The sequence below is a fragment of the Kaistia soli DSM 19436 genome (genome assembly GCF_900129325.1).
In the GTDB taxonomy this organism is placed as follows: domain Bacteria; phylum Pseudomonadota; class Alphaproteobacteria; order Rhizobiales; family Kaistiaceae; genus Kaistia; species Kaistia soli.
In genome coordinates this window covers 769,111-781,235 of sequence record NZ_FQUP01000002.1, presented here as the reverse complement: position 1 = coordinate 781,235, position 12,125 = coordinate 769,111, and the positions used below count along the sequence as shown (strand labels likewise).

Annotated in this window: 9 protein-coding genes; 2 read left to right on the top strand and 7 right to left on the bottom strand. The window is 65.3% G+C overall.

Annotated elements, in window-relative coordinates; all coding sequences use genetic code 11:
* Window positions 1-18 precede the first annotated feature (18 nt).
* The 5 genes from BUB39_RS13115 to BUB39_RS13095 all read right to left on the bottom strand — a co-directional run bounded on the left by BUB39_RS13115 (window position 19) and on the right by BUB39_RS13095 (window position 6,190).
* Complete coding sequence (locus BUB39_RS13115; RefSeq protein WP_073053908.1) at window positions 19-1,251, bottom strand: ROK family transcriptional regulator; 1,233 nt, start codon at window positions 1,249-1,251, stop codon at window positions 19-21.
* Between the two features lie 153 nt (window positions 1,252-1,404).
* Complete coding sequence (locus BUB39_RS13110) at window positions 1,405-2,424, bottom strand: substrate-binding domain-containing protein (RefSeq protein ID WP_073053897.1); 1,020 nt, start codon at window positions 2,422-2,424, stop codon at window positions 1,405-1,407.
* Between the two features lie 57 nt (window positions 2,425-2,481).
* On the bottom strand, window positions 2,482-3,468 hold the full coding sequence (locus BUB39_RS13105) for an ABC transporter permease (protein WP_073053895.1): 987 nt from the start codon (window positions 3,466-3,468) through the stop codon (window positions 2,482-2,484).
* 63 nt (window positions 3,469-3,531) lie between these two features.
* Complete coding sequence (locus tag BUB39_RS13100; protein WP_342169061.1) at window positions 3,532-5,166, bottom strand: sugar ABC transporter ATP-binding protein; 1,635 nt, start codon at window positions 5,164-5,166, stop codon at window positions 3,532-3,534.
* Between the two features lie 139 nt (window positions 5,167-5,305).
* Window positions 5,306-6,190 carry a sugar phosphate isomerase/epimerase family protein gene (locus tag BUB39_RS13095; protein ID WP_073053893.1) on the bottom strand — a complete coding sequence of 295 codons (885 nt, stop codon included), beginning with the start codon at window positions 6,188-6,190 and terminating at the stop codon, window positions 5,306-5,308.
* A gap of 184 nt (window positions 6,191-6,374) precedes the next feature.
* Here BUB39_RS13095 and BUB39_RS13090 point away from each other — a divergent pair, with 184 nt between their 5' ends.
* The gene (locus BUB39_RS13090; RefSeq protein WP_073053891.1) at window positions 6,375-7,151 is read left to right on the top strand and encodes a GolD/DthD family dehydrogenase; all 777 of its coding nucleotides are present in this window, start codon (window positions 6,375-6,377) and stop codon (window positions 7,149-7,151) included.
* Between the two features lie 19 nt (window positions 7,152-7,170).
* The gene (locus tag BUB39_RS13085) at window positions 7,171-7,899 is read left to right on the top strand and encodes an SDR family oxidoreductase (protein WP_073053889.1); all 729 of its coding nucleotides are present in this window, start codon (window positions 7,171-7,173) and stop codon (window positions 7,897-7,899) included.
* 54 nt (window positions 7,900-7,953) lie between these two features.
* On the opposite strand, the gene BUB39_RS13080 is transcribed toward BUB39_RS13085, so the two are convergent.
* Together BUB39_RS13080 and BUB39_RS13075 are read right to left on the bottom strand one after the other, a co-directional pair.
* Window positions 7,954-8,859 carry an alpha/beta hydrolase gene (locus BUB39_RS13080; RefSeq protein WP_073053887.1) on the bottom strand — a complete coding sequence of 302 codons (906 nt, stop codon included), beginning with the start codon at window positions 8,857-8,859 and terminating at the stop codon, window positions 7,954-7,956.
* A gap of 94 nt (window positions 8,860-8,953) precedes the next feature.
* Window positions 8,954-11,887 carry a PAS domain-containing protein gene (locus BUB39_RS13075; protein WP_244540236.1) on the bottom strand — a complete coding sequence of 978 codons (2,934 nt, stop codon included), beginning with the start codon at window positions 11,885-11,887 and terminating at the stop codon, window positions 8,954-8,956.
* Between the last annotated feature and the right edge of the window lie 238 nt (window positions 11,888-12,125).

The window sequence follows — 12,125 nt, the reverse complement described above, 5'->3', positions numbered from 1 at the left end:
CCGGGAACGATGGCCCCGTCACGAGCGGAACAGCGTGATCGGCTGTTCGCTCGCGTAAATCGCGCGCTCGTCGATCGAGAACATGCGCTGGTGCATGATAAGGGCGCCACCGAGCGCTGGACCTTCGAGGCCGAGCGCTGACACCTCGACCTTCGGCATCGGGAAGCCCTCAAGAAACTCGCGCTGCATGGCCGCCTCGACCTCGGCGGCGACATGGCGGAATACCGGAGCGACGGTACCACCGAGAATGATCACGCCGGGATTGAGCACGCTGGTGAGCTGAACGAGGCCAACGGCGAGACGACGGCCCCAGTCTGATGCCGTGCGGAGCGCCGGCGCCTCGCCGGCATCAAGAGCGGTTATGAAGCTGTCAAACCCGTCGGCCGGATCAGCGCCGTTGGCGCGGTAACGCGCAACGACGGCATCCTTGCCGATATAGCTTTCGAGATGACCCGGCTTGTGGCGGCCGACGAAAAATCCCTCGCCGCCTACGACGATCTGGCCGAATTCGCCAGCGAGCCCGGCCGAGCCGCGGAACAGCCGGCCCCCGATGACGACGCCGCCGCCGGCGCCATTCTCGATCAGGAGGAACGCGACCGTCTCAGAACGATGGGCCGTGTCGCGATAGGTCTCCGCGATGGCGAAGGCATTGGCGTCGTTCTCGATCTGGATCGGCAGATCGAGGCCCGGCAGTCGCTTGCCAAGGCGCTTAGCGATCATCTGCTTCAAGGGAACGTCGCGCCAGCCGATGATCAGGGCGTTGATGACATGTCCGTCAGGATCGAGAAGCGCCGGCAGCGTCACGCAAAGGCCACGGACCCGATCCGTTTCGCCGAGCGCCGCGATCATGCCGCCGATCATCTCGGCGAGGCGGTCCGAGACCTCGTCGGGGCTCATCTCGAAGGTCGGATAGCGGATCGACTCGCGGCGCAGTTCGCGCGCCGCCATGTCGATCGCGACGACGGTGAGGCGATCGACCCCGATCTCGGCACCCAGAAACCGTGCGCCCGAGGGATCGAGGCCGATATGGATGCCAGGACGGCCGGTTCGGGCGGGACTCTCGTCGCGTGGCATGTCGGGCCGCTCGATGACAAGCGCGTCGGCCATCAGATTGGCGATGATGTTGCCTGTCGTGGAGCGGTTGAGCCCCAGCACGCGCGCGAGATCGGCCCGGCTCATGCCGCCATTGCGGAACAATGCGTTGAGTGCCCGGATTTCATTGAGGTAACGGACGGACTGGGGCGTTGCCACTTGGCTCTGGGCTCGGCTTCGATCGGAATGGGGGATGCGACCCGGTGGCCGGATCGATCCAGTTGAGCGCCGCGAGGCCCCTCCGCCTCGGCAGTCCGGCAAGGCAGCTGATCGCTGCCTTGCCCGTTCTCGTCAGTCGCGTGTCGCTTCTGATTACTGCGTCTTGCGCATTGCGAGAAGCGCTTCCACGTTCTCGCCGGTCACCGGAACCCACGGAACCGAATAATGCTGGGACTTGCCGCCTTCCCAGGCGAGCTTGCCGCCATTGACGTCCCAGACCTTGGCCTTCGGCTGGTAGCTCTCGCCCTGCACCGCGGCGAGGGCGAGATCGATCGCGCCCTGAGCCTGTGCGTCGGCGTCCTGCAGCGTCGACATCATCTCGCCGCGCTGGACGGCGAGCAGAGCGTCGGTGACGCCGTCGACACCGGCGATCGGGATCTTCTTCGGATCAAGGCCGTGACCCTTGACGGCTTCGAGCGCGCCGATCGCCATTTCGTCGTTCTCGCCGATGATGCCCTGGATCTCGTCCGGATGGGCGGTCAGCCAGTTTTCGACGAGCGAGAGCGCCTCGGCGCGCGACCAGTTGGCGGTCTTCTGCTCGATGACCTTGATGTCGGGATATTCCTTCAGCGTCGCCTCGATGCCTTCAAGACGCTGCACCTGCGCCGACTGGCCGATCATGCCCTCGACGATGACGACATTGCCCTTGCCGCCCATCTTGTCGAACACGGACTTGGCCAGGATCTTGCCCGCCTCGACGTCGTTCGACGAGATGTAGGACTTGTAGAGATCCGTATTCGAAATCAGCGTGTTGGAGCCGATGACGGGGACGCCGGCATCCTTGGCGCGCTGCACGGGATCGTTGCCGGCATTGATGTCGACCGGCACGAAGATGAGCGCGTCATACTTCTCGCTGATCGCGGTGTCGAACTGGTTCGACTGGGTCAGCGCGTCCATGCGGCCGTCCAGCACGGTGAGCGTGACGGTGCCATCCTTGACGAGCGGATGGCTATTGGCAGCGTTGGCCCAGAGAACGTTGAACTCGGTGTCGAGGCTCTGGACGACGGCCGCGATGCGCGGCTTGTCGGCGGCGGCGGCGCTGCCGATGGCTAGCGCAGCGATGCCGGCTCCGGCCAGCGCTGCAAGAGCGCGGCGGGTGATGGTCGATGCCATATTCGGGTTCCTCCCTGTGGTCATGGCTTCTCATTGCCGCGCAGAAGCGCGGATCCTTCACGGATTCAGATTGCGGGAACGGTCCACCAGGACGGCGACGACGATGATCGCGCCCTTGATGATCTGCTGGTAGTAGGATGAGACCCCCATGAGATCGAGGCCATTCGAGATCACGCCGATGATGAGGGCGCCGATCAGCGTGTAGACGACAGAGCCGATGCCACCGGTCAGCGAGGTGCCGCCGATGACGACCGCCGCGATCGCGTCAAGCTCATAGCCGAGGCCGGCCTGTGGCAGCGCGGAGGTGGTGCGCGCGGTCAGGATCGCACCGGCGAGGCCGGCCAGCGCGCCCATCAGCAGATACACGGAAAAGACGACGCTGCGGGTCGGGATTCCGCTCGTCCGCGCGCTCTTCACATTGCCGCCGACCGCATAGACCCAGCGGCCGTAAACGGTGAAGCGAAGCACGATCCAGGCGACGACGAAGACGAGCAGGAACACGATGACCGGAACCGGCACGCCGGCTATGAAACCCTGTCCAAGCCAGCGGAACGCCGGCGAAAGATTAGGGATCGGCCTTCCGTCGCTATAGAGCAGCGTCGCGCCGCGCGCCATCGAGAGCATGCCGAGCGTCGCCACGAAGGCCGGGACGCCGAAGCGGGCGATCAGCGTGCCGTTGATGGTGCCGACCGCAGCGCCGACAGCAACGGCGGCAAGGATCGCGACCATGGGATGCGAGGGATCGCCGCCCGTGACGAGGCTCCCGGCGACAACGCCGGCGACGGCGAGGATCGAGCCAACGGACAGGTCGATGCCGCCCGTCAGGATCACGAAGGTCATGCCGATGGCGAGTATGCCATTGATCGAGACCTGACGCAGGACATTGGTCAGATTGCCCGTCGACAGAAAATTCGGATGGGCGAAGGAGAGGATCACGAAAAGGATCAGGAACGAGATCAGGATGCCGTAGCGCGACAGAAACCGGCCGAAGGCTCGGCCACGGCTCTCGCTGCCGGCGGCTTGGGAGGCGGTGAGGTCGGACATGGCGTTCCCTGGGGTTTCCTAAGCTTTTCGGGGCGCCTTGGCGGCGCTTCTCGGTCGGGGGGGTCAGCTCGCGAGATGCACGAGGGCTTCCTGCGTTGCCTCTGCGGCGGTCAGTTCGCCGGCAATCCCGCCGCGACGGAACACCACGATGCGGTCGGCATTGGCGAGGATTTCCGGAATCTCGGACGAGATCAGCAGAACGGCGTTGCCAGCCGCAGCGAAGGCGGAGAGGAACGCATAGACTTCGCGCTTCGCGCCCTCGTCTATGCCGCGCGTCGGCTCGTCGCAGATGAGGATCCGCGGCTCCGTCTCGACGCAGCGGGCCAGAACGACCTTCTGCTGGTTGCCACCCGAAAGGCTCTGGACGGGGAGATGTCGCGAGGCGGTGCGGATCCGGAAATTGGCGATCTGCGCCTCGACCGATTTCGCGACCTTGCCGCCATCGACGAAACCGAACCGTGCGAAACGGCCGAGGGCCGCAACGATGATATTTTCCGAGACGCTGGATGAGAGGACAAGGCCGGTCTCCTTGCGATCCTCGGTGACGATGGCGATGCCCTGGCGAAGCGCCTCTGACGGCGTGTCGATCGCGACCGGGCGGCCTTCGATCAGCACTTCGCCGCTGTCCCGCGGCGCGTTGCCATAGACCGCATTGGCGAACTCGCTGCGCCCGGCCCCCATCAGGCCGTAGAGGCCGAGGATCTCGCCCTTCGCGATCGCGAGCGAAATATCCGCGAACTGGCCGGCACGCGCGAAGTTCCGCATCTCGATCATCGTCTCGGCGCGCGCCGTGGTTTGGCGCGCCTCGGCGTCGCGCAGGTCGCGCCCGACGATGAGCGAGATCAGGCGCTGGCGGTCGATATCAGCGAGCGCACCTGTCTCAATGAAACGGCCATCGCGAAAGACGGTGTAGCTGTCGGCGATCGAGAAGATGTCGGTGAGGCGGTGGGAAACGTAGATGATGCCGACGCCGGATGCTGCGAGCGAACGAATCGCCTTGAACAGCGTCGCCGTCTCCTTCTCGCCGATCGCCGAAGTCGGCTCGTCCATGATCAGGATGTCGCTGTCGCGGCTGATCGCCTTGGCGATCTCGACGAGCTGGATCCGCGCGACGGATAGCTGGCGCATGCGCGCCTTCGGATCGATGTCAAAGCCGAGCCGGGCGAAAAGCGCCGCAGCGTCGGCCTCCATGCGGCGGCGATCAACAAACCAACCGCCACGGCGCGGCTCGCGGCCAAGATAGATGTTCTCGGCGACGGTCATGTCGAGAACCGGCGACAGCTCCTGCGTAATGATCGCAATGCCGTCGGCGAGAGCTTCTGCGGCCGAAGCGTAGTGAACCAGGCGCCCCTTCACGAGGATCGCGCCACTATCGGAGCGCTGCAGGCCCATCAGGATCGACAGGAAGGTCGACTTGCCGGCGCCGTTGCCGCCACAAAGAGCGTGGATCGAACCGCGTTTCAGCTGAATCCGGCCGTCGGTGAGCGCGGGAACGCCGGCATAGGCCTTGGTGACGCTGGTCGCCGCCAGGAGCAGGTCGTCCGCCGCCTCAGCCGCCGCGGGAGGGAGTGACGACGGCTGAGGCGCGGCCGAGGGCGCCGGGGGAGCGGCGCCTTGCCGTGACGATGGACCAGACGCGCCGGCAGCCGAAGCGGCACGGCCAGCGGCCCGCTGGTCGATGGGTTTCCGTTCGCTCACGCGAGCCTCCTCCCGGCGATCCGATTTAGTTCGGAGTTCTAATTTTGTTCGTTGTGACAGCAAACATATTTGCTGTCGTCGACGCCGTCAACACGCCGAGGTCGAACGCGCCGGTCTCCTCGGGACCGGCGCAGTTGCCTCAGGGTGTCCGGTTGGTCTGGGCCTTGCGGACGGCCTCACCCTGCTTCGCCTCGATAAAGGCCTTGGCGAGACGGGCGACTTCCACATTGTCGGTCCAGGTGTTGCGCCAGATGGCGCAGGTCACCGAGAGATCCTCGTCGACCACTTCGGACGAGAAGCTCTCGAACGTGATCCAGTCGTCATAGCCGATCGCATGCAGCGCATCGAAGGCGGCCGTGAAGTTGATCACACCGGAGCCGAGAAAGCCGCGATTGCTCTCGCCGATGTGGAAATAGCCGAGCTTGTCGCCGGCCAGCCGGATCGCCGCCGCAGGATCCGCTTCCTCGATGTTCATGTGGAACGTATCGAGATGCAGGAAGATATTGTCCGAGCCGGACTGCTCGATATAGGCGAGGCCCTGCGCGGTCGTGTTAAGGAGGTTAGTCTCGAAGCGATTGACGACTTCGAGATTGAGCGAGACGCCGGATGCCTTGGCCCGATCGGCGACGCGGGCCAGCGCCGCGACCGAATTGTCCCAGCCCTTCTTGCTCGGCAAGCTTCGATACTTCGTATGAGCCGAGAAGATGATGCCGCCGAGCTTCTCGCCGCCGAGGTCGCGGGTGATCGAAACCGCCTCGTCGAGGATCGCCTCGCCGCGCTTCACGACCGCTGCGTCTTCGCTTGAAACGTCGCCATCGGCCGGCAGGCCCATGGTCACAACGACCTTGAGGCCATAGTCGGCGAGACGCTTGGCGAGCCAGGATACGTCGAACTTCTTCGGGTCGAGGCGGGGGAATTCGATCAGCCCGTAACCGAGCCGGTGCGTCTTCTCCATCGCGCCTTCGAGGGCTTCCTGCGTGCTGCCACCGGTCCAGACAAACGAGTGAATCCCGAGCTTGGTCATGAGCGTTTCCAAGATGTTGTTGTTATATGGCGACGTGCGATCGCCTGTTTGTTGTGAGTAGCAGCAAACTATCTTGCCTTCAAGGGGGTGATCCGGCTAGGGTCGTCGCCGAGGACAAATGCGTGCCGCTCCGAAGCGATGCGCTGAAAATCGCCGCGCCACGACGCGGCCCCGGGAGGAAGGCATGACTGAGGAATCCGGCGCCCCGGCGGGCGCCCTGTTGCCGTTTGATCTGCACGGCAAGGTCGCGATCGTGACAGGCGCTGCCGGCGGCATCGGCAGCGCGCTCTGCCATCGCTTCGCCGAGGCGGGCGCGCGGATCGCGCTGTTTGACCGCAACCCCGCCGTCATCGCCGCGGCCGAGGCGCTTGGGACCGCGCATCAGGGGTTCGTCGGCGACGTGACCGACGAGGCGTCCATCATCAGCCAGGTCGAGGCGGTTGCCGCCGCGTTCGGCCAGATCGACATCCTCGTCAACAATGCCGGCATCGGAACGCTGCATCCCGCCGAGGTAAAGCCGACCGCCGACTTCGACCTCACCATCGCCGTGAACCTTCGCGCGCCTTTCCTCTATGCGCGCGAAGCTGCCCGCCACATGCTGGCGCGTGGCTATGGCCGCGTGGTCACCATCGCCTCGCAGGCGGCGGTGATCGGCATCGAGGGCCACGTCGCCTACAGCGCTTCGAAGGCCGGACTGATCGGCATGACGAACTGCATGGCGCTCGAATGGGGCCCGCGCGGCGTGACGGCCAACTGCATCTCGCCGACCGTGGTCGAGACCGAAATGGCGAAAATCGGCTGGGCTGGCGAGAAGGGCGTGCGCGCCCGCGCCGAAATCCCGACCCGACGTTTCGCGCAGCCGGACGAGATCGCACTCGCCGCCCTCTATCTCGCCTCCGACGCCGCAGCCATGGTCAACGGCGCCAATCTGATGGTTGACGGCGGCTATACGATCCGCTGAACGGGAAGGAATAATACAGATGACCCAATCCGTTTCAGGCAAGGTGATGATCGTCACCGGCGCGAGTTCCGGCATCGGCCGCGCCGTCGCGCGCCGGTTCGCGAGCGAAGGCGTCAAACTGGTGCTCGTAGCCCGCTCGGCCGAGAAGCTCGCGGCGCTCGCCGAGGAGCTCGGCGCTTCGGCACTCGCCGTGCCGGCCGATCTGACCGTGCCGGCCGATATCACCCGCATGGTCGCCACCGCGCGCGACCATTTCGGGCCGATCGACATCCTGTTCGCGAATGCCGGCAGCTATGTCTCGGGCGACGTCGCCGAGGGCGATCCCGACCTCTGGGACCAGATCATCGGCGTCAATGTCAACGGCGTCTTCCGCGCCGTGCACGCGGTGCTGCCCGAGATGATCGCGCGCCGGTCCGGCGATATCGTCGTGACTTCGTCGGTCTCCGGCCACCAGGCGATCCAATGGGAGCCGGTCTATTCGGCGACCAAGCACGCGGTTCAGTCCTTTGTGCACGGGGTTCGAAGGCAGATCGCGCCGCACAATGTCCGTATCGGTGCGCTGGCGCCCGGCATGGTGCTGAACGAGCTTTGGGGCATCGACGATCCGGCCGAGATCGCACGCCGCGCCGCCGGCCATGAAGGGCTCCTGTCTGAGGACGTCGCCGAGGCGCTGCTGTTCATGCTGACGCGCCCCGCGCATGTCACGATCCGCGACCTCGTGATGCTGCCGCAAAATCAGGACATCTAACGGACGAAAGCGCTGCCTCAGACTTGGTCGCGCCATAGCGAAACGGCGCGGATACTAACGTCCCATATGCCGGCGCATGAAAGCACCGGCCTCGGCAAGCGCCGCGCGCCCAGCGGCGAGGCGGGCGTTCCAAAGCGGCCAGGCATGAATCATATGCGGCCAGATCTCGAGGGTGACGGCGACATCAGCCGCCCCGGCGGCCGCGGCCAGACGGGTCGCATCGGACAGCAGTGTCTCGTCCGAGCCAACCTGGATCAGCAGTGGCGGCAGGCCGGCAAGATCGGCAAAGAGCGGGGAGACACGCGGATCGTTCTGGTCGACGTCCTCAGGCAGATAAGCGTCGCGCAGTTCGGCGAGATAAGCGCGATGGATGAGCGGATCGACCGCGTCCTTCGACGCAAGCGTCTCGCCCGACAGAGTCAAGTCCGTCCAGGGCGAGATCAGCCAGCCGCAAGCCGGCAGGGCATCGCCCGTGTCGCGAAGACGGCACAGCAGCGATAGCGTGATGCCACCACCGGCACTGTCGCCGCCCAGAACAATGTCATGCGCCGCAACTCCCGCCTGCCGCAGAAACCTCCAGGCCGCGAGCGCGTCGTCGAGGGCGGCTGGGAAGGGATGCTCGGGCGCCAGCCGATAGTTCACCGCCAGCGTCCGCACTTCCGCGGCGCGACCGGCCTCCGTCACCAGGGCGCGATGGCTGAGGATCGAGCCCGAGCAATAGCCGCCGCCATGGAAGAACAGCAGCACCCGGCCGGGATCGCTTCCGGGCGCGATCGACCATTCGGCATCGATGCCGCCGATTGAGACAGTTTCCAGCGCGACGTCGGCAGCGACGGGTGTCGCCGCCCCTACCTCCTCGATCCGCTGTCGTCGCTCCTGCCAACCGACCGGTCTAGGCTTCGCCCCGAGCATGGCACGAATGGCCGCGATCTCGCTCTCACCCTTGCTCGGCGCGCTCATCCAGTTCTCCCGGGCAGCAGTTCCCCGCCGGAAGATTACGTCACGGCAGCCGGCCGTGAAAGCATGGATGGACGGCGGATGAGGGCCGCGTTTGTTACCCGTCGATCATCTCGCGGACCTTATTGCCGAGAGCCTCGACCGCAAATGGCTTCGTGATGACCTGCATGCCGGGCTCGAGATGGCCGTTGCCGACAACGGCATTCTCGGCATAACCGGTGACGAACAGCACCTTGAGATCAGGACGCAACAGTCGCCCGGCATCTGCCATCTGGCGGCCATTCATGCCGCCGGGCAGCCCGACATCGGTAACGAGCAGGTCGATTCGCGCCGCGGATTGCATCACCTTGAGACCCGAGGGTCCGTCCGCAGCCTCGAGCACGAGATAGCCTGCCTCGCGGAGGACGTCGACGACCAGCATGCGCACGATCGATTCATCATCGACGATCAACACCGTTTCGCCATGGGCGCTGTACTCATGCCCGCGCGTGGCGTGGTCGGCGCATGTGTCCTCCGCCTCGCCGACGTAGCGCGGCAAGTAGAGCGTCATCGTCGAGCCGTGGCCGACTTCCGAATAGATGCGGACCTGTCCGCCCGACTGGCGGACGAAACCATAGATCATCGAAAGGCCGAGGCCCGTACCCTCCCCCAGTGGCTTGGTGGTGAAGAAGGGATCGAAGGCCCGCGCCATCACGTCCGGCGTCATGCCGGTGCCGGTGTCGCTGACCGACAGCGAGACATATTGACCGGGCGGCAGATCGCGGTCGCGCGCGGCGCGGTCATCAAGCCACTTGTTGGCCGTCTCGACCGTCAGGCGGCCACCATGCGGCATGGCATCGCGCGCATTGATGCAGAGATTGAGCAGCGCATTCTCGAGCTGGTTCGGATCGACCAACGTCAACCAGATGCCGCCCGCGCCGACGACCTCCATGTCCACGGACGGCCCCATGGTGCGGCGGATCAACTCGTCGAGGTCAGCGACGAGACGATTGATGTTGGTCGGCTTCGGGTCGAGCGTCTGGCGCCGCGAGAAGGCCAGCAGCCGCTGCGTCAATGCAGCGGCACGCTTCGACGAGGATTGGGCGGCGTCGAGATAGCGCTGGATCGAATCGAAGCGCCCCTGCCCGATCCGCTTCTCAAGGAGTTGCAGGCTGCCGCTGATGCCCGCCAGCAGATTGTTGAAGTCGTGCGCGATACCGCCGGTGAGTTGGCCGACAGCTTCCATCTTCTGGCTCTGTCGCAGCGCCTCCTCCGCCGCCATAAGCTCGCCCGTTCGCTGGCTGACCTGCTGTTCCAGAGTCTGGTTGAGCTCGGCGAGCGCCTCGGCATTGGCCTTCTGCTCATGGATATCGGTATTGGTCCCGATCCAGCGGGCTATCGTGCCGTCCTCACCGATCAGCGGAACGCCGCGCGCGATATACCAGCGATAGGCGCCGTCGGCGCGTCGAAGGCGGAACTCGTTCTCGTAGACGGCGCCGCTTTTCAGCGCGGCCGAAAAGCGCCGCGTGGTTTCAAGGCGGTCATCTGGATGCACCAGATCGATCCAGCCGGGACCGTCGAAGGATCCGGCCTCCGCACCGCTATATTCGTAGGTTCGTGTGTTGCACCAGTCGAGCATGCCGTCCGCACGGGTCGTCCAGACATGGTTCGGCATCGCCTCGGCCAATGTGCGGAACTGCGCCTCGCTGTCGCGGAGTGCCGCAGCGGCATCATGCGCCGCCGTCACATCGATGCCCTCGACGAAGATGCCGCTGACGACACCATCATTGTCGCGGATCGGCTGGTAGACAAAATCGAGGAAGCGCGGCTCGGGCGCGGCGCCGGGCTTGTCCAGCGAAATCGGCACCGACTGGCCGACGAACGGTTCGCCGCTGGTATAGACGCGATCGAGCAGATCGATGAAGCCTTGTCCCACCACCTCGGGAAGCGCCTCCGCGACTTCCCGTCCGGTCACCTCACGATGACCCACGATTTGCCGGTAGCGCGGATTGACCAGCTCGAACCGATGACGCGGTCCGCGCAGGATGGCCATGAAGCTCGGTGACTGCTCGAAGAGCTGGCGGAGGCGGCCGATTTCCGCAGCTTCCCGATCACGCGTCTCGATCGTCGCCAGTGCGCCGGCAACCTGGCCAGCCAGAAGCTGCGCGAATGCAATCGTGCCAGCGTCGACGTGGCGATAGGGGTTCTGGCCGAGGATCAGCGCCGCAACGGGCGACGGGCGTCCGGCGATGCTGACCGGGACGATCAGGGCCTCGCGCGGCGGCACGTCCCATGGCCCCGTCGGCACCGCCTCGACCAGCCCTTCCAGCGGCACCTGCAGCCATTCGCAGCCCGGGGCGAGGTCGCCGACCGGCCAGCGCACCGCGCCAAGCGAGCCATCGGTTCCCGACGACAGAGCTACCCCGTCGTTCAGTGCCTGCATCACGACAAAAGGGAAATCGCGATCGCTGCGAGCCAGAGCGCGCTCGGCGACGCTCAAGACCGACTCCCGCGTCTGGCATGACAACAGGGCGGATGACAAGTGATGCAGCGCCTCGATCCGCCGCTCGCTGATGATCCGCTCGGTCTCCTCGGTTACAACGCACATCAATCCTTCAACCGCGCCGCTGTCGCCAAAGAGCGGGCTGTAGGAGAAGGTGTGATAGGTCTCCTCGGGGTAGCCGCTGCGCTCCAGGAGCAGCAGCAGAGCCTTGTCCCAAGTCGCGACGCCGGCCTGCATCACCGAAACAATGCGATCCTCGACGGCGTCATAGACCTCGCGCCACACCTCGGCCATCGGACGGCCGAGCGCTTTCGGATGCTTGACGCCGAGCGTCGGCACATAGGCGTCATTGTAGAAGAAGCAGAGGTCGGGCCCCCAGCCGAGCCACATCTCGAAACGAGAGGTCAGCATCATCCGGAGCGGCACTTTGAGCCCTTCGGGCCAATTTTCCGGCGGACCCAGCGGCGTGTTCGACCAGTCATGCGCCCTCATGATCGCGCTCATCGCGCTGTCTCCGGGAAAGACCGTCGGCTGGGAAGTTGATGTCATGCCGGCATCCTGCGCGGGGAAAGCGGCGCGCACACCGCATCTACACGTCGGCAATTCATCGACAATCCCCTCGACCTCCACGCCTACGCCCAACTGCACGAGAATCAGCGCGGCCGCCCAACGCCTGCTGATCCGTCACGGCGACGGCCCCATTCGAGCTACAACGCCTTAACCTCGGATTCCGCTCCATAGGGCCACAGCAATCAGGTTGCATCAGAGTGCAGCCGCCGGTCCGTCA

Excerpts from the sequence above, each read along its gene's own strand:
- BUB39_RS13110 (WP_073053897.1), bottom strand. The coding sequence starts at position 2,424 with ATGGCATCGACCATCACCCGCCGCGCTCTTGCAGCGCTGGCCGGAGCC.
- BUB39_RS13105 (WP_073053895.1), bottom strand. The coding sequence starts at position 3,468 with ATGTCCGACCTCACCGCCTCCCAAGCCGCCGGCAGCGAGAGCCGTGGC.
- BUB39_RS13095 (WP_073053893.1), bottom strand. The coding sequence starts at position 6,190 with ATGACCAAGCTCGGGATTCACTCGTTTGTCTGGACCGGTGGCAGCACG.
- BUB39_RS13090 (WP_073053891.1), top strand. The coding sequence starts at position 6,375 with ATGACTGAGGAATCCGGCGCCCCGGCGGGCGCCCTGTTGCCGTTTGAT.
- BUB39_RS13085 (WP_073053889.1), top strand. The coding sequence starts at position 7,171 with ATGACCCAATCCGTTTCAGGCAAGGTGATGATCGTCACCGGCGCGAGT.
- BUB39_RS13080 (WP_073053887.1), bottom strand. The coding sequence starts at position 8,859 with ATGAGCGCGCCGAGCAAGGGTGAGAGCGAGATCGCGGCCATTCGTGCC.
- BUB39_RS13075 (WP_244540236.1), bottom strand. The coding sequence starts at position 11,887 with ATGACATCAACTTCCCAGCCGACGGTCTTTCCCGGAGACAGCGCGATG.